Source organism: Aquihabitans sp. G128, assembly GCF_019048865.1.
In the GTDB taxonomy this organism is placed as follows: domain Bacteria; phylum Actinomycetota; class Acidimicrobiia; order Acidimicrobiales; family Iamiaceae; genus Aquihabitans.
The window spans coordinates 2,931,512-2,947,840 of the sequence record NZ_CP077604.1; the positions used below are offsets into that span (position 1 = coordinate 2,931,512).

A 16,329-nucleotide genomic window follows, 5' to 3' on the forward strand; every position below is an offset into this window, starting at 1 on the left:
CGGGTACGGTCCGGCGATGGCGTCGGAGGCGATCACGGTCGAAGCGAGCGGGCGCGAGGTCCGCATCACCAGCCCCGACAAGGTCTTCTTCAAGACCCGGGGCGAGACCAAGCTGGACCTCGTCCGCTACTACCAGGCCGTCGAGGGGCCGCTGCTGGCCACCATCGCCGGCCGGCCGACCATGCTGCAGCGCTTCCCCGACGGTGCCCACGGCAAGTCGTTCTTCCAGAAGCGGGTGCCCGCGGGCGCACCCGACTGGCTGCAGACCACCGAGGTGTCCACCCCCAACGGCACGAGCAGCAACGCCCTCGTGGTGGCCGACCTCGCCCACCTCCTGTGGGCCGTCAACCAGGGCTGCCTCGGCTTCCACCCCTGGCCCTACCGGGCAGCCACGCCCGAGGTCACCGACGAGCTGCGCATCGACCTCGACCCCGGGCCCGGCGTCACGTTCGACATGGTGCGCGAGGCCGCCGTCGCCGTGCGGGACCTGTTCACCGGCGAGGGCATCACGTCGTACGTGAAGACCACCGGCAACCGCGGGCTGCACATCTACGTGCGGGTGGGCGGCACCCACGACTCCTACGCGGTGCGGGCGGCCGCCGTGGCGGTGGCGCGCGAGCTCGAGCGCCGTCACCCGGACCTCCTGACCGCGGCGTGGTGGAAGGAGGAGCGCGGCGAGCGGGTGTTCATCGACTACAACCAGAACGCGCCGCACAAGACGGTGTTCGGCGCCTGGTGCGTCCGGCCCCGGGTGGGCGGCCAGGTGTCCCTGCCGATCCCGTGGGACGAGGTCGCCACGGTCGACCCGGAGGTGCTGACGCTCGACGTCGTGCCCGCCAAGGTGGCCGCCGAAGGCGATCCGTGGGCGGCCATGGACGGCGAGCCCCAGGACCTCGCTCCCCTGCTGGCGTGGTCCGAGCGGGACCTCGCCGACGGGCTCATGGATGCGCCGTGGCCGCCCGTCTACCCCAAGCAGCCCAACGAGCCGCCCCGGGTGGCGCCCAGCCGGGCCAAGGCCGACCCGGACGCCGCCGGCCCCGACGCCGACGCCGGGGACGCCTGACCTCAGCCGAAGCGGGACTCGGCGAGGCGGACGGCCCGGCTGGCCAGGCCCGGTGCGTCGGCCGTCGCCACCACCTCCGCCACGTCCTTGCTCGGGCCCCGCCACCGAGCTCGTCGACGTCGGCCACGGTGGGCGCGTCGTACTCGATGGTGGCGATCCGGCGGAAGAGCACGGCGTCGGCGAAGTTGTGCTTGAGGGTGAGCGCCAGCTTCGACGCGCCCCGCACGGTGATGTCCCAATCGTGGGAGTCCGGCGGGATGTCCTCGAGGTGGCCGTAGCGGGCCAGCACCGCGCCGGCGGACTTGGCGCCCCAGCCGGGCAGGCCGGGGAAGCCGTCGGCGGTGTCGCCGACCAGGCCGAGGAAGTCCGGGATCGACTCGGGGTCGACGCCGAACTTCTCCCGCACGCCGTCGACCCCGCTGACCACGCCCTTGCGCCGGTCGAGCTGCACGACCTTGCCGCCCACGCACTGGCCGAGGTCCTTGTCCGGCGTGCAGATCAGCACCTGCTCCACCCGGTCGTCGGCCGCCGCCACCCGAGATGCCGCGCCCAGGGCGTCGTCGGCCTCGTACTCGACCATGGAGAACACCTTCACGCCGATGGCCGTGCAGAGGTCCTCGACCAGGTTGAACTGCGAGAGCAGCGCCGGCTCCACGCCGGAGCCGTCCTTGTAGCCGTCGTAGAGGTCGTTGCGGAACGACTCGATCACGTGGTCGAACGCGGCGCCGACGTGGGTGGCGCCCTCCTCCAGCAGCTGGAGCAGCGTCCCGGCGACGCCCCGCGCCGCCGCCACCTCGCGCCCGTCCTCGGTGAGGTGGGACGGGAGGGCGAAGTGGTAGCGGAAGAGCTCGTAGGTGCCGTCGACCAGGTGGACGTTCATGGCGTGCATCCTTGCCGAGGTCGGCCCGGCCCCGCTCCCGGGGCCGGGCCGGGCTACGACGCCGCCAGCTGGAAGTAGCCCTGCACGTCGACCACGTAGTGCGACGTGGCCCCGAAGTCCTTGACCGTCAGGTCGTTGGTCCCGGTCGGGGCCAGCGAGAGCGAGCCGGTGTTGGTGATGCCCGGGACCTTGGTGAAGTTCAGGAACGTGGCGTTCGGCGCCGAGGCGTTCGAGGGCCACGCCCGGAGGTAGCCCGAGCCGTCCGGCGACACCGCGGTCACCGAGGACTCCACGGCCACGGCGCCGTCGGGCACGCAGCTCGCCGCGCCACCCTGGCCGGCGATGCCCGTGCCGGCCACCTGGTAGCTGCGCTGCTCGCCGACGGCGAAGCGACCGGCGGAAGCGAAGCGGGTGTCGAGCACGCGGCACGGGGTGATCGGGACGTAGGTGGCTCCGGTGAGCCCGGACGGCACGTTGCCCGGCAGGACGAAGTAGCCCTGCACGTCGACCACGTAGTGCGACGTGGCGCCGAAGTTCTTCACCGTCAGGTCCTGGGTCCCGCTCGGCGCCAACGCCAGCGAACCGGTGTTGGTGATGCCCGGGACCTTGGTGAAGTTCAGGAACGTGGCGTTCGGCGCCGACGCGTTCGACGGCCACGCCCGGAAGTAGCCCGAGCCGTCGGGCGACGCAGCGGTCACCGATGCCTCGACCGCGACGGCACCGTCGGGCACGCAGCTGCTGGCACCGCCCTGCCCGGTGATGCCCGAGCCCGCCACCTGGTAGCTGCGCTGCTCACCGACCGCGAGGCGACCAGCGGTGGCGAAGCGGGTGTCGAGCACCCGACACGGGGTGATGGGCACGTACACCGCACCGGTGAGCCCCGACGGCACGGAGCCGGGCAGGACGAAGTAGCCCTGCACGTCGACCACGTAGTGCGACGTGGCCCCGAAGTTCTTCACCGTGAGGTCCTGGGTCCCGGTCGGGGCCAGCGACAGCGAACCGGTGTTGGTGATGCCCGGGACCTTGGTGAAGTTCAGGAACGTGGCGTTCGGCGCCGAGGCGTTCGACGGCCAGGCCCGGAAGTAGCCCGAGCCATCCGGCGACACGGCCGTGACGGAGGCCTCGACCGCCAGGGCACCGTCGGGCACGCAGCTGCTGGCGCCGCCCTGGCCGGTGATGCCCGAGCCCGCCACCTGGTAGCTGCGCTGCTCACCGACTGCGAAGCGACCGGCCGTGGCGAAGCGGGTGTCGAGCACCCGACACGGGGTGATGGGCACGTAGACGGCGCCGGGCACGGGGGGTGCGACGGGCGTGACCGACGGCGAGGCGCCGGACAGCGCTCCGGTGCCGTTGGCGTTCACGGCCGCCACCTTGAAGGTGTAGGTGGTGCCGTTGGTCAGGCCGGTCACGACGCCGCTGGTGCCCGCGCCGGAGAAGGACCGGACGGCCTGCGGGGTCACGCCGATGAAGGGCGTCACCTTGTAGCCCGTGATGGCCGACCCGCCGTTGGCCGCTGGAGCCGTCCACGACACGGTCGCCTGGGCGTTGCCCGCGGTGGCGGTGATGCCCGTGGGCGGCCCGGGGACGGTGGGGCAGGCCGCGGTGGCGGCGATGGCGGCGTCGGTGGTCACCAGGCCGGAGCCGACGGCGGCGACGCCGAAGCTGCCCACCGCCCGACCGGTCGCTCGTTGGGCCTGGATCACCTGGGCACCGGTCGCGCACGGTCGGGCCTGGCGCAGGAGCGCCGCAGCACCGGCAGCGTGCGGGGCTGCCGCCGAGGTCCCGTAGAACGGGTTCAGGCCGAGCGACGTCACCGTGGTGACCACGCCGTCGGTGGCGGCCACGTCCAGCTGCTTGGTGAGGCAACCGCCCGCCCGGGCACCTGCGGGCACGGTCCCCACGATCGGGTCCCAGCAGTAGGTGGCCGGCCCACGGGACGAGAACTCCTCGACGGTGCTGGCGTCGTCGTAGGGCACGGCGGCCACGCCGGCACCGGCGCCCATGAGGTTGTGGCCGTACGCCGTCGGGCCGATGACGTCGGTGCCGGAGGACGTGTTCCACTGCACCGTGAGCGGGCTCCCGTCGAAGGGATCCGGGTCGTAGAGGTCGAGGAGGATCGCCTTGAACCGTGGGGTGGCGGTGCCGCCCTTGCGGGCCACCACCAGCTTGTAGCTCCGAGCGCTGCCGGAGTTCGTCGCACTCATGAGCTCGAGCGCCTGGTTCGATCCGCCGGGGTTGTTGATCGCCGAGCTGGCCTTGATCGCACCGGTCACGTTGTCGACGAGGAACACGTCGAGGTTGGTGCTCAGCCCGTAGGCGGGCTCGTTCCAGCCCAGCTTGACGAAGATCTCCCCGCTGGAGGGGAGGGTGATGTCGTCGCCGCCGCTGACGCCGGCCGACGGGTCGAAGTCGTGGCAGGTGTAGGTGGCGGACAGGCTGGCGATCGCAGCCGGGCACGTGGTCGGCCGGTAGGCGGCGGCCTCGTAGGAGCCGACCTCCTTGCCGCCCACCACGATGTTCGAGTTGCCGGCCGAGGAGTAGTAGGCCACGCCGGTCGCCGCGACGTCGTCGACCGCCTTGGCGATGATGCCGTCCTGGTAGATCGGCTCGTCGAAGTAGGAGATGTCGTCGACGATCACCGAGGCGCCGTTGGTGGCGAGGTTGCGGATCTGGTCGGCGAAGTCACCGGCGCCGTTGAAGGCCGAGGCGAAGCGCAGGGTGGCGCCGGGCGCCACGTCGTGGACGATCTGGGTCATGGCCCGCCCCTCGTCGGAGGCGCCCGAGCCCACCATCTCCGACTGGACCGTGACCGGCGTCGTCCGACCACAGGGGTTGCCGGGGCCGGGCAGCTCGCCGTTGGCGACGTCGGTGGGGGCGGCGCCGAGCCGGTAGAAGGAGTCCGACAGGACGCCGACCGTGGTCCCGGCGCCGTCGACGCCGTAGGTGGTCCTCGCGTTCGAGGCGCGGATCTGGGCGTCGCCCTCGGAGATCTTGCGGGCGCTGCAGGAGGCCGCGGCGCGGGCCGGGGAGGCGGGCCGCGCCGGCCGACCGGGCCGGGCGACCCCGCCGACCATGGGCGTGAGCACCTCTTGGGCCCAGCGGACGCCGTGGGCCGAGCCGAGCGCCCCGAGGTCGGTCGGGGCGACCGACACCGTGGCCACCTGGTCCCCGTCGGTGCGAGACACCACCTTGGCGCCGGCGGCGTCGATGGCCGCGAACGTGGCGGCGTCGGTGGACGACAGCTGGAGGTCGACGAGCAGGTCGCCGCCGGCACCGTGCAGCAGGCTGCCCGGTCCCGAGGCCGGCAGCTCGGCCACCCGGTTCTGGGCAGCGACGCTCAGGCCACGGGACGACTGGGCGCTCAGCGCCTCGAGCCGGTCCGACAGGTGGCCGCCGGCGGGAGCGCCGGCCGACGCCGCCGCTCCGGGCGACGGGTCCTGCGCGGTGGCGGCCGTCGCCGGCGCCAGCGCGGCCACCAGCCCGGCCACGCCGACCGCGACCCCGATCGCGCTCCTCCGGAACCTGCCCGAGACCTGTGCCACGTCGCCCACTCCCCATCGTGCGGCGGGCCCGCGCCCACGCACCCCTCCACGCCGAGCCCGGTGCCCGGTGCGCGTGTCCGAAAGGTTAGGTCTTCGGCGGGGAGCCGGTCGACGGGACCGATCACGGGCAGCCGATCGGGCGAGCGGCGAGGATGGCCGGGTGACCCCCTTCGCCTACGACGACGCCCTGCGGGCGCGCATCGCCGCCAACCTCTCGGGCTACGAGCGCCGAACCGTCGAGCTGGAGGGCCGTCGCCACGCCGCGGTGGCCGTCGTGCTGGTCGACTCCGAGGTCGGCGAGGACCGCATCGACCCGGCGCCCGCCACCGAGGAGGCGCTGGCCGAGATCCCCGGCGGCCCCGGTGAGCTCGACGGGCGCATGGTCGACGTGTCGGGCGGCGCCGCCTTCCTCCTGTGCCGGCGATCCGCCGGGCTCAACAAGCACGCCTCGCAGTGGGCCCTGCCTGGTGGCCGCCTGGACGAGGGCGAGGATGCGGTCGACGCTGCGCTCCGGGAGACCGACGAGGAGCTGGGCGTGCGCCTCGAGCGCAGCTCGGTGCTCGGGCTGCTCGACGACTACGCCACCCGGTCCGGCTACGTGATGACGCCGGTGGTGCTCTGGGGCGGCGGCCACCTCGACCTGCGGCCGGCTCCGGACGAGGTGCTGGCCGCCTACCGGGTGGGCCTGCACGAGCTGTGCCAGGACGGCTCGCCCCGGTTCGTCGCCATCCCCGAGAGCGAGCAGCCGGTGGTGCAGGTCCCGCTCGGCGGCGACCTCATCCACGCCCCCACCGGCGCAGTCCTGGTCCAGTTCCGGTGGCTGGCCCTGGAGGGCGACCCCTCCCCCGTCGCCCACTTCGAGCAACCGACGTTCGCCTGGCGCTGACCCCCGCCCCACCCCAACCCCTCGAACGTGTCGCAGTTGTCGACCGGGGCGTCGTCCAACTGCGACGAGTTCGCTAGACGGACGCGACGGCGGCGCCGGTCATGGCGCGGGGGTCGGCGGCGCCGGCGCGGATGCCGTCGGCGCGGACCTCGATGGCGTGGGCGTGGCCGAAGCCGGCCGGATCGAAGCCGGCCACCTCGACGTCGTGGCCCCGCTCGGTGAGGCCAGGCGCCCAGGCATCGGGGGCGTGGGCCTCGATGCGGGCCCGCTGCGCGCCACCGGTCCACGTCGAGAACCCGTGCTCGCCGGCCGAGAGCACGAAGCGGGGAGCCGCCACTGCGTCGCCGGGCTCCTGGCCTGCGGCCAGCAGCCGGGCGGCGAGTTGGAGCACGACCTGGGGCTGGGAGTCGCCGCCCATGGTGCCGAACACGGCGCGCAGCGTGCCGTCGGGCCGCGTGGCCACGGCCGGCGCGAGGGTGTGCGGCGGCCGGCGGCCCGGGCCGTACTCGGCAGGGTGCCCGGGCGCGAGCGAGAAGCCGATGCCGCGGTTGTGCAGGAGGATGCCGGTGCCGGGTGCCGCCACGTGGCTGCCGTAGCCGTCGGCGTTCGACTGGATGAGGCTGACCCCCATGCCCGCCCCGTCGACCGCGCACAGGTAGATCGTGCCGCCGCCCTGCGCGGGCGCCGACGCCCCCGAGGGGCCGTGGGGGTCGAAGTGGCCGGCCAGCGCGCGCAGCCGGGCGTCGGCCAGGAGGGCGGCGCCGTCGGCGTGCTCGTGCAGCTCGGCGTGGCGCTCCCGGCCGGCCAGCCGGGCCGACTCCACCAGCAGGTGGGCCCAGGCGGCGTCGTCGGGGCTCGGGAAGGGTTCGCCGGCGGCCGCCAGCTCGGCGATGCGGGCGCCGGCCAGGGCCAGGTAGCCCTGCGAGTTCGGCGGGATGGTCCACAGGTCGTGGTCCCAGACCCGCAACCCGAGCGGCTCGACCCAGTCGGCGTAGCGCTCCTGGAGGTCGGCGGGCGAGTACTCGCCGCGGCCGGCCTCGAGCAGGGCGGTGCCGAACTCGCCGTCGTAGAACGCCTCCCGGCCACCGTCGGCCACCGCCGCCAGCTGGCGGGCGACGCCGGGTCGCCGCACGCGGTCGCCGATGCCGGGGCGGATGGTGGTGAGCTCCTCGCACCCCTCGACGCCGACGAGGCGGTCGAGGGTGAACGCCAGCATCGGCGCCGCCGGGAAGCCGCCCTCGGCCAGGCGGTGGGCCGGGGCCAGCACCTCGGCCAGCGGTCGGGAGCCGTGGCGCTCGTGCAGGGCCACCCACCCGTCGACGCAGCCGGGCACGGGGGCGCTGCGCACGTCGCCCTTGAACGGCATCTCGCGGTGGCCCTCGGCGCGGAGGCGCTCGGGATCGGCGCCCGACCCGGCTCGACCCGAGGCGTTGAGGGCGTCCGGCGGACCGTCGCCGTGGTGGACCAGGGCGAACAGGTCGCCGCCCATGCCGCACATGTGCGGGCTGGTGACGGTGAGCACGGCGCTGGCCGCGATGGCGGCATCGGCCGCCGAGCCACCCGCCGCCAGCAGCTCCGCCCCCGCCGACGAGGCGAGGTGGTCGACTGAGCAGACCAGGCCGCCGGCCGAGTAGGTGGTGGGCCAGGGCTTCGTGGTCGGTGCGGCGCTCATGCCCGGCCGAACCTATCCACGAGATCGCCGATCACGCGGGGAGCGGGACCCCGATGGGGTTGGGGAACGGGATGGCCCCGCTGGCCACGATGGCCTGCGCCAGCGGCAGGAGCCCGGCGTGCAGCCGCTCCGTGGCCTCGACGCCCAGCGAGCGCCACGGCGCGGCGGCCAGCGCGCCGGTGCGGTCCTCGACCTCCTGGCGCCCGGCGCGACCCGCGGCGGTCAGGGCGCCCTCGCCGTCGAGCCACCCTCGCTCGACCAGGCCGGCTGTGGCCGCCGCCCACTCGTCGTCGGTCCACCCCCGGGCGCCCTGCAGCCGCTCGCGGGGCACGGCGTCGGTGGCGGCGAACGTGACGTGGGCGTCGAGCCCGCTCAGGCCGGCCGCCACGCTGGCCGCCACGTGACCGTCGCCCCGGTGCTCGCGGAGCAGGGTGGCGGCGTGCCACAACCGACCGAGCGGATCGGCCGGTCGGTCCACGGCGGTCAGGGCGGCGAACAGGGCTCGGCCCTCGACCGAGCAGGCCGCGACGGCCTGCTCGGCCAGCTCTGCGGCCTCCGCCACGTCGGGACCGTCGGCCGTGGCGCCGAGCGCGGCGCGCAGCGTGGCCACCGATCCGTCGAGCCGAGCCGCCAGCACCGCAGCCGGCGTGGTCCGGTCCCACGCGTCGGGCAGCGCCCGCTCGGCCATCGACGGGCGGAAGTTGAAGAAGGTGGCGGTGGCGAGCTGCGGGGACGCCGCGCCGAACGGGGCCGACCGGCTGGCGAAGTACCCCATCCAGAACCCCTGCAGCCCGAGCGCCCGGTACCGCTCGGCGCACGCCTCGGAGAAGTAGGTGACGGCGTGGATCGGCTCGTAGACCGTCCACAGCCGTCGAGCCGCCGCCGCAGCCCAGTCCTCACCCGCATCGCTCGCTGCCATGGGAGCTGACGTTACGAGCGCAGTCGCTCAGCGGTACTCCGGGTTCGGGAAGTCGAGGCTGTCGCCGCGCTTCCATGCCTCGGGCTGGTTGCCATGGGCGGGGAACCCGCCGGCGTCCTTGAGCAGCCTGGCCAGGTGCAGGAGGTTCCAGGCCATGAAGGTGGCGTTGCGGTTGCTGAAGTCGTTCTCCGGGCCGCCGGAACCCTCGTCGAGGTAGGACGGGCCGGGCCCCACCTCGCCGAGCCAGGCGGCGTCGGCCTGCGGTGGGATGGCGTAGCCCAGGTGCTGGAGGGAGTAGAGGAGGTTCATGGCCGCGTGCTTGGCCCCGTCCTCGTTGCCGGTGACGATGCAGCCCGCCGCCTTGCCGTAGTAGGCCCACTGGCCCCGCTCGTTGACCTGGCCGGAGTTGCCGTAGAGCCGCTCCACCAGACGGTTGCAGACCGACGACTTCTCGCCGAGCCACAGGGGCGTGCCGATCACGCAGATGTCGGCGGCGATGATCCGCTCGAACAGCGCGGGCCAGCCATCGGTGGCCGCGCCGTGCTCGGTCATGTCGGGCTGCACGCCGGGCGGCAGATCGTGGTCGAGCACTCGGACGTGGTCGACCGCCACGCCGTTGGCCTCGAACACGGCGATCGGGATGCGCAGCAGGCCGTCGGTGTGGGAGGGCTCGGGCGAGGGCTTGAGGGTGCAGTTGAGCACCACGGCCTTCAGGTCGCGGTAGCTGGCCTCGGGGCGATCGTCGGTCATGGGACGAGCCTGCACCATCGGGCGCCGGCCAGGGCTTACCGGGTGGAGAACTCCGTCAGCCGCCGACGAGGCCGAGGACCTGGTCGACCGAGGCCTTGCCGTCGAAGACCACCTCGCCGTCGCGCAGGGCGATCGAGCGCTGGACCCGGTCGACGTAGGCGGGGTCGTGGGTGGCGACCAGGGTGGCGGCGCCGTCGGCGGCCACCTCGTCGAGCAGCTCGAGCAGGACGCCCTTACCGGGCTGGTCGAGGCCCACGAAGGGCTCGTCGACGAGCAGCAGGGAGAACGGCCGCACCAGGGCCAGCACGATGGAGGTCTTCTGGCGCAGGCCGCGGCTGAACCGCGACGGGAGGTCGTCGATGCGCTCGGTCAGCCCCAGCCGCTCGCAGAGGGACTCGGCGTAGTCGTCGAAGCCGGCGCCGCCGTGCAGGCGCGAGATGTACTCGGCGTGCTCGCGCAGCGACAGGTCGTCGTAGAGGACCGGGTCGTCCGGGAGGAACGACGTGGTGGCGCGGGCCTCGACGTCGCTGAGCTCGAAGCCGTGGATCTCGAGCTCGCCGTCGGTGGGGTCGAGCAGGCCGGCAGCCATGCGCAGGAACGTCGACTTGCCCGAACCGTTGTGGCCGATGAGGGCCACCGACTGGCCGGCGCCGACGGTGAGGTCGAGCGGGTGGAGGGCGACGAGGTCGTCGTAGGTCTTGGTGAGGCCGGTGGCCCGGAGGGCTGGCACGTCGTTGCTCATCGGTTCTGGTCCCTCTTCCGCCCCATGGGCTTGGCGCTGGTGCCACCGCGGAACCCGGGGGCGGGCTCGGCGGGCTTGGGCTTCGGCTTGGCCGGCGGCCGTGGCTTGGCGGTCGGCTTCTTGGCGGGATCGGGCCCGCCGCCCTTGCCCTGGCGGGCGATGCGCTTCGACTCGGCCAGCGCCTCGGCCTCGCGGGCCTCGGCGGCCTCGCGCTCGGCGGCCTGGCGCTCGATGGCCTTGGTGGGCGACATCTGCTCCCCGGCGGTCTTGATCCACTGGTGGATGGCGTCGCGGTGGCGGACCCACCCGCCCAGGAGCACGGCCACCGCGAGCAGGGGCAGGACCACGTTGACCGCGGCGCTGAGCGGAGGCGGGTCCGGCGCGCCGCGCTCGGCGGCGCGCGGCGAGGAGCGGAAGGGTGCCGAGCACGGCCATCCCGGGGGGCCACACCGTGCGGAACACGGTGCGGGTGCCGGCGATCTCGGGCGTGCTCATGGCCAGCATGTCGACGGCCTCGGGCGCGCCCTGGACGACGCTGACCACCGCACCGCAGCCGGCGAGCAGCCCGGCGACCGCGCCGACCAGCAGGGCGACGGCGGCCGGCACGTGGGTGCCCACGGGCACGAGGGCCACCACACCCGCCAGCAGGCCGGTCACGATCGACACCAGGGCGACCACCGGGAGGTGGCGCAGGAACAGCTCGCCGCGCTCCATGGGGAAGGCGTCGGTGCGGCCGGGGTGGTCGATCTCCTGGCCCAGCGGTTCGGCCGCGTCGAGGGCCGCCACCCAGAGGGCGAGCCCGGCCAACAGCACGAGGGGGGTGGTGCCGGACCAGGCGCCGCGGATGGCGAGTCCGGCGACGGCCGCCAGCACCAGCACGCGGACGAGGCGGCTGGCGGGCCAGCGGGCGACGCTGCGCAGGCCGCGCTGCCAGACCACGAACCGCGGCGAGCGGCGCATCGCCGGGATCCACGGCCGCGACCGGGGCTTCTCCTGGGCGAGCTGGCGACGCAGCACCAGCACGGTGCGCAGGTCCTGCAGGGTGACGGCGAAGCGCAGCTGGCCGACGAGGGCGGTGCGCCGCTCGGCGGCCTCGAGGGAGGTGCCGGCCACCAGGCGCATGCCGGCGGCCACCAGCACGAGGGCGGCGGCGAGGCCGACCAGGCCGAGGGGGTCGGTGCGCAGGGGCCAGATGGCGAGCCGGCCGGCGAAGGTGGCCGGCGCCGTGGGCGCCTTGTCGAACACGTCGGCCACCGACCAGGCCACGAGCAGCCCGCCCCCGAGCGTGGCCAGCCAGGCCTTGAGCCCCGTCCCGGCCGACACCAGCGCCGAGCCGAACCCGACGCCGACCACGGCCACGCCGAACAGGGCGCCGACGGCCATCCACTCGGCGGGGTTGCCGGGCAGGCGGCGCAGCGCCAGCTGGCCGGCGGTGGCGCCGACGGCGGCCGAGGCGAAGCACAGGAACCGGAGCTGGCGCCAGGCCGGGCCGCGCAGGGCGACGCCCCGGTCGACCGGCGACAGCAGCACGTGGCGCACGTCGGCCTGCTCGAGGGCGAGCGGACCGCCGCGGCTCCCCGAGCGCAGGCCCATGAACACGGCGAGGGCGAGGATGGTGCCGAGGACGGCCGGCCCGTGGGCCCGCACGTCGACCAGGGTGGCGGCGCTCACCCGGTCGTCGCCGATGGCCCCGGAGGCCAGGGTGACGGCCACGATCGCCAGCAGGCCGACGATGTACACCTGGTAGAGCGCGCCGACCCAGTGGATGGCCGACACCCGCTGCTTGCGCCTGGCGCGGCGCAGCGCGCCGACGACTTCAGCGGATTCAGCGAGGGTCATCGACACGGCTTGCGAATGTAGTGGGGGGTTGGGTTCAGCCCGTAGTCGCGAAGGCGCCGGACAGCCGGCGGATCGGTCGGTACCTTCGGGGCATGGACGCCGAGCGGACCGTGCCGGACGGGCTGGAGGTGCGGGGGTCGCGGCGGGAGGATGCCGCCGGCTTCGTCGCCCTGATGGAGGCGGTGGCCGCCGAGGGGCGCTGGATCGGCCGGGAGCTCCCGCTCGACCACGACGAGCGCCGGGAGGCGTTCCTCGCCGGCATCGAGGACCCCGAGCACCTCTCGCTGGTGGTCGTCCGCAGCGAGGAGGTGGTCGGCAGCCTGGGCCTGCACCACGACGGCATCGGCCACGCCGAGCTCGGCATGCTGCTGGCCGCCGACGTGCGCGGCCGGGGCGTGGGGTCGGCCCTGCTGGCCCAGGCGATCGCCTGGGCCGACGCCCACCCGGTGGTCCACAAGGTGACCCTGCAGGCCTGGCCCCACAACGCCGCCGCCCTGGCGCTCTACCGCCGTCACGGCTTCACCGTGGAGGGCGTCCTCCGCCGCCACTGGCGCCGCCGCGACGGCGAGCTCTGGGACGCGGTGGTGATGGGCCTCCCCGTCACCGACCGCCAGGCCTGAGCCCCGAGGTCAGTGCGTGTCGGAGCCCGGCTCGACGAGCTCCACCAGCACGCCGCCCGCGTCCTTGGGGTGGATGAAGTTGACCCGGGACCCGGCCGTGCCGTTCTTGGGGGCTTCGTAGAGCAGGCGGACGCCACGCTCGCGCAGGGTCGTGCACACCGCGTCGATGTCCTCGACCCGGTAGGCCATCTGCTGGATGCCGGGGCCGTTCTTGTCGAGGAACTTGGCGATGGTGGACTCGGGGGTGAGCGGGGCCAGCAGCTGGATGCAGCTGCCGGAGTCGCCGACGGCGAGCATCGCCTCGCGCACGCCCTGCTCCTCGTTGACCTCTTCGTGGACCGACTTCAGGTCGAAGGTCTCGGCGTAGAACTTCAGCGCGACGTCGAGATCCGGGACCGCGATGCCGACGTGATCGATGTGCGTGAACATGCCCCGCATTCTGCCCGTGCGACCGGCGCCGACCAAAGAGCCGACCAGCGCGCGACCGTCAGACCTCGACGAGCTGGATCAACGTGCCGTGGAAGGCGTCGGGGTGGAGGTAGGCGGTGGTCGTCCCGAGCACGCCGGGGACCGGCTCGTCGTCCTGCACCTCGAGGCCTCGGGCGACGACCGCGGCCAGGGCCTGGGCGCAGTCCGCCACCCGGTAGCCCACGTGGTGCACGCCCGGCCCCCACTCGTCCAGGAACTCGGCCAGGTCGGCGTCGTCGCGCGTGGGGGTGAGCAGCTGGATGGTGCTCCCGCCCAGGCGGAGCACGGCGATCTCGACCCCTTCGCCGTCGAGCAGCTCGCGGTGGTCGACCAGGATCCCGAACACCTCGCGGTACTCTTCGATGGCGTCGTCGAGGTCGGCCACGGCGTAGGCGACGTGGTCGATGCCGGTGATCAGGTCACCGAGCTCCCCGGCCTGGTCGCTCTTGTACTCGTCGTTCTCGTACGGGTTCTTGGCTTCGAGTCCCATCGCCCGATCCTCGCACGACCCCGCCCGGGCGCGGCGACGGCCCCGCCACCGCGGGGCCGTCGCCTCGTCACCTGCGTCCTCGGGCAGCCGTGCGGCCGCCCGCGGGTCAGATCTCGGACTGGTCGAAGCGTTGGAAGAGCTCGGTGCGGCGAAGCCGCACCGAGCAAGGAACCGGTGATCTCGTTTCGGCGAAGCCGAAGAACCCCCGACGTGAGCCGGTCAGATCTCGGACTGGTCGAAGCGCTGGAAGAGCGTGATCTTGTCCTCGCCGACCTTCTCGCGGAACTCGGGGTCGTCGATGCCGAGGCCCTTCTCGGGGGCGAGGCACAGCACGCCGGCCTTGCCCTCGATCTCGTTCTTGTGCACGGCCAGGGCGGCGGCGCCGGTCTCCTCGAGGGCGTAGGTGCGGCTCAGGAGGGGCTGGATCTTGCCCTCGGCGATGAGCTGGTTGGCCGCCCAGGCCTCCTTGTAGTTGGCGAAGTGCGAGGAGACGATGCTCTTCAGCTTCATCCAGAGGTGGCGGTTGTCGTACTCGATCATGTAGCCGGAGGTGGCGGCGCAGGTGACGATCTTGCCGCCGCGGGCGGCGGCGAACACCGAGGCGCCGAAGGTCTGGCGGCCCGGGTGCTCGAAGACGGTGTCGACGTCGCGCCCGATGAGCGAGCGGATGTCCTTGCCCAGGCGGCGCCACTCCTTCTCGTCCTGGGTGTGCTCGTCCTTCCAGAACTGGTAGCCGGCCTCGCGGCGGTCGATGACGTGCTCGACGCCCATCTCGTTCAGGAGGCGGCGACGCTTGTCGGAGGACACCACGCCCACCGGGGTGCCGCCGCCGTTGAGCACGTACTGCACGGCGTAGCCACCGATGCCGCCGGTGGCGCCCCACACCAGCACGGCCTGGCCCTGCTTGAGGTCACCGGCGTGGGGGCTGACGATCATGCGGTAGCTCGTGCTGTTGCACAGGGCGTTCGACGCCGCCTCCTCCCAGGTGAGGTGCTTCGGCTTGGGCATGAGCTGGTTGGCCTTCACCACGGTGAGGTCGGCCAGGCTGCCGAAGTTCGTCTCGAAGCCCCAGATGCGCTGGTTGCTGGCGAGCATGGAGTCGTCGTGGGCCGACGGGTCCTGGTCGTCGACGTGGTTGCAGTGGATGGTGACCTTGTCGCCGGCCTTCCAGTTGCGCACGGCGGAACCGGTGCGCACCACGACGCCCGCGGCGTCGGAGCCGACCACGTGGTACGGCAGGGCGTGGCGGGCGCCCCAGACGCTCTCCTTGCCCAGGCGGTCGAGGAAGCCGAAGGTCGACACCGGCTCGAAGATCGACGTCCAGACGGTGTTGAAGTTGATGGCCGAGGCCATCACCGCGACGTAGACCTCGTCGGGAGCCAGCTCGGGCGTGGCCACCTCGCCGACGTGGAGCGACTTCCGGGGGTCCTTGTCCTCCGACGCGACCCCCTCCCACATGTTCTGCTCGTCACGCTTGACGAACGCCGCCCGGTAGGACTCCGGGATCGGGAGGTTGGCAAGGTCGTCGCCGGACGCACCGGCCTGGATCGCTTCGAGGATCGCCTGCATGGCGACGGATCGTAGGGGGCCACCCGGTGCTCCACCCAGCCCACGCACGGGCGGCGGCGAGCCCGCCACGGGGTGCGGTTCGCTCAATCCGGGCCGAGAGCCGCCGATAGGCTCCCGCCGCCAACCACCGAGCACCCCGGAGCACCGCGAGATGTCGTTGACCCCTGACCAGATCGCCGAGAAGGAGTTCCTGGTCGGCCTTCGTGGCTACGACAAGGACGAGGTCCGGTCGTTTCTCACCACGGTCGCCGATGCGCTCCGGGCCGCGAGCGCTCCCGCCGGCGATGGGTCGGCTGCCCCGGCCGAGCCCGCAGCCCCCGCACCGGCCGCCGCGGGCACCGACTGGGCCAACCTCGGCGACGAGATCGCCGCCGTGCTCCGCACCGCGCACGAGCAGGCCGCCACGCTCCGCTCCGATGCCGAGACCGAGGTCGCCGCGCTGCGCCAGCAGGCCGACGCCGATGCCACCGGCACCCGCTCCGCCGCCGAGGCCCACGCCGAGGCCATCCGCGCCGAGGCCGAGCAGGCCCGTGCCGAGGCCGCCACCAAGCTGACCGCCGCCCAGGACGAGGCCCTCACCCTCGTCGCAGGCGCCCAGGACCGGGTGGCCAAGATGCTCGAGTCCTCCAAGCTCCGCGCCCAGCAGGAGGCCGAGGCCTCGGTGGCCCACCTCACCGCCCAGATCGCCGAGCTCACGTCGGCGCGCGACGCCGCCAAGGCGCACCTCGCCGACCTCCGCACCCGCCTCGACAAGGCGATCGCGGTGGCCGAGGCCCCCGTGCCCGCCGGTGCCGACGGCGGCGAGGCCCCCCAGGGCTGAGGCTCCGACGGCTCGGGCCCGTGCGCCCGAGGCCGCTCGGATGGACAGCGGACCGCCGCCCCTCGGTAC

Annotated in this window: 12 protein-coding genes and 1 pseudogene; 4 read left to right on the forward strand and 9 right to left on the reverse strand. The window is 73.8% G+C overall.

Annotation, left to right across the window (positions count from 1 at the left end):
* Nucleotides 1–16 precede the first annotated feature (16 nt).
* On the forward strand, nt 17–1,063 hold the full coding sequence (gene ligD / locus KSP35_RS14055) for a non-homologous end-joining DNA ligase (protein WP_216996425.1): 1,047 nt from the start codon (nt 17–19) through the stop codon (nt 1,061–1,063).
* 166 nt (nt 1,064–1,229) lie between these two features.
* On the opposite strand, the pseudogene KSP35_RS14060 reads toward ligD, so the two are convergent.
* Together KSP35_RS14060 and KSP35_RS14065 are read right to left on the reverse strand one after the other, a co-directional pair.
* Nucleotides 1,230–1,952 (reverse strand): annotated as a pseudogene (locus KSP35_RS14060) (5'-3' exonuclease H3TH domain-containing protein); the annotation flags it as partial.
* A gap of 44 nt (nt 1,953–1,996) precedes the next feature.
* The gene (locus KSP35_RS14065) at nt 1,997–5,431 is read right to left on the reverse strand and encodes a fibronectin type III domain-containing protein (protein ID WP_254126770.1); all 3,435 of its coding nucleotides are present in this window, start codon (nt 5,429–5,431) and stop codon (nt 1,997–1,999) included.
* Nucleotides 5,432–5,645: 214 nt separating this feature from the next.
* Between KSP35_RS14065 and KSP35_RS24475 the strand changes: the two genes are divergently transcribed.
* Nucleotides 5,646–6,371 carry a CoA pyrophosphatase gene (locus tag KSP35_RS24475; protein ID WP_254126771.1) on the forward strand — a complete coding sequence of 242 codons (726 nt, stop codon included), beginning with the start codon at nt 5,646–5,648 and terminating at the stop codon, nt 6,369–6,371.
* A 73-nt stretch (nt 6,372–6,444) separates the two neighbouring features.
* Here the strand turns inward: KSP35_RS24475 and KSP35_RS14075 are convergent, their stop codons facing one another.
* The 4 genes from KSP35_RS14075 to KSP35_RS14090 are packed head-to-tail and all read right to left on the reverse strand — an operon-like array spanning nt 6,445 to nt 12,293.
* Nucleotides 6,445–8,043, reverse strand: coding sequence for a gamma-glutamyltransferase family protein (locus tag KSP35_RS14075; protein WP_216996436.1), 1,599 nt, complete (start codon nt 8,041–8,043; stop codon nt 6,445–6,447).
* 31 nt (nt 8,044–8,074) lie between these two features.
* Nucleotides 8,075–8,962, reverse strand: a complete 888-nt coding sequence (locus KSP35_RS14080) for a hypothetical protein (protein ID WP_216996437.1) — start codon at nt 8,960–8,962, stop codon at nt 8,075–8,077.
* 27 nt (nt 8,963–8,989) lie between these two features.
* Nucleotides 8,990–9,712: a flavodoxin family protein gene (locus KSP35_RS14085; RefSeq protein ID WP_216996439.1), complete on the reverse strand. Its 723-nt coding sequence runs from the start codon at nt 9,710–9,712 to the stop codon at nt 8,990–8,992.
* A gap of 55 nt (nt 9,713–9,767) precedes the next feature.
* A complete protein-coding gene (locus KSP35_RS14090; RefSeq protein WP_254127229.1) occupies nt 9,768–12,293 on the reverse strand; it encodes an ABC transporter ATP-binding protein in 2,526 nt (841 codons plus the stop codon).
* Nucleotides 12,294–12,385: 92 nt separating this feature from the next.
* On the opposite strand from KSP35_RS14090, the gene KSP35_RS14095 reads away from it, so the two are divergent.
* Nucleotides 12,386–12,913 carry a GNAT family N-acetyltransferase gene (locus KSP35_RS14095; protein WP_216996442.1) on the forward strand — a complete coding sequence of 176 codons (528 nt, stop codon included), beginning with the start codon at nt 12,386–12,388 and terminating at the stop codon, nt 12,911–12,913.
* A 9-nt stretch (nt 12,914–12,922) separates the two neighbouring features.
* Here the strand turns inward: KSP35_RS14095 and mce are convergent, their stop codons facing one another.
* The 3 genes from mce to ccrA all read right to left on the reverse strand — a co-directional run bounded on the left by mce (nt 12,923) and on the right by ccrA (nt 15,440).
* Nucleotides 12,923–13,342: a methylmalonyl-CoA epimerase gene (mce, locus tag KSP35_RS14100; RefSeq protein ID WP_216996443.1), complete on the reverse strand. Its 420-nt coding sequence runs from the start codon at nt 13,340–13,342 to the stop codon at nt 12,923–12,925.
* Nucleotides 13,343–13,400: 58 nt separating this feature from the next.
* Nucleotides 13,401–13,871 carry a VOC family protein gene (locus KSP35_RS14105; RefSeq protein WP_216996444.1) on the reverse strand — a complete coding sequence of 157 codons (471 nt, stop codon included), beginning with the start codon at nt 13,869–13,871 and terminating at the stop codon, nt 13,401–13,403.
* 219 nt (nt 13,872–14,090) lie between these two features.
* The gene (ccrA, locus tag KSP35_RS14110) at nt 14,091–15,440 is read right to left on the reverse strand and encodes a crotonyl-CoA carboxylase/reductase (RefSeq protein WP_216996445.1); all 1,350 of its coding nucleotides are present in this window, start codon (nt 15,438–15,440) and stop codon (nt 14,091–14,093) included.
* Nucleotides 15,441–15,591: 151 nt separating this feature from the next.
* Here ccrA and KSP35_RS14115 point away from each other — a divergent pair, with 151 nt between their 5' ends.
* Nucleotides 15,592–16,260, forward strand: coding sequence for a DivIVA domain-containing protein (locus KSP35_RS14115; RefSeq protein ID WP_216996446.1), 669 nt, complete (start codon nt 15,592–15,594; stop codon nt 16,258–16,260).
* Nucleotides 16,261–16,329: the final 69 nt, after the last annotated feature.

What these genes read in the sequence shown, in the direction of transcription:
- ligD (WP_216996425.1), top strand. Translation starts at nt 17, where the DNA reads ATGGCGTCGGAGGCGATCACGGTCGAAGCGAGCGGGCGCGAGGTCCGC.
- KSP35_RS14075 (WP_216996436.1), bottom strand. Translation starts at nt 8,043, where the DNA reads ATGAGCGCCGCACCGACCACGAAGCCCTGGCCCACCACCTACTCGGCC.
- KSP35_RS14080 (WP_216996437.1), bottom strand. Translation starts at nt 8,962, where the DNA reads ATGGCAGCGAGCGATGCGGGTGAGGACTGGGCTGCGGCGGCGGCTCGA.
- KSP35_RS14085 (WP_216996439.1), bottom strand. Translation starts at nt 9,712, where the DNA reads ATGACCGACGATCGCCCCGAGGCCAGCTACCGCGACCTGAAGGCCGTG.
- KSP35_RS14090 (WP_254127229.1), bottom strand. Translation starts at nt 12,293, where the DNA reads ATGACCCTCGCTGAATCCGCTGAAGTCGTCGGCGCGCTGCGCCGCGCC.
- KSP35_RS14095 (WP_216996442.1), top strand. Translation starts at nt 12,386, where the DNA reads ATGGACGCCGAGCGGACCGTGCCGGACGGGCTGGAGGTGCGGGGGTCG.
- mce (WP_216996443.1), bottom strand. Translation starts at nt 13,342, where the DNA reads ATGTTCACGCACATCGATCACGTCGGCATCGCGGTCCCGGATCTCGAC.
- KSP35_RS14105 (WP_216996444.1), bottom strand. Translation starts at nt 13,871, where the DNA reads ATGGGACTCGAAGCCAAGAACCCGTACGAGAACGACGAGTACAAGAGC.
- ccrA (WP_216996445.1), bottom strand. Translation starts at nt 15,440, where the DNA reads ATGCAGGCGATCCTCGAAGCGATCCAGGCCGGTGCGTCCGGCGACGAC.
- KSP35_RS14115 (WP_216996446.1), top strand. Translation starts at nt 15,592, where the DNA reads ATGTCGTTGACCCCTGACCAGATCGCCGAGAAGGAGTTCCTGGTCGGC.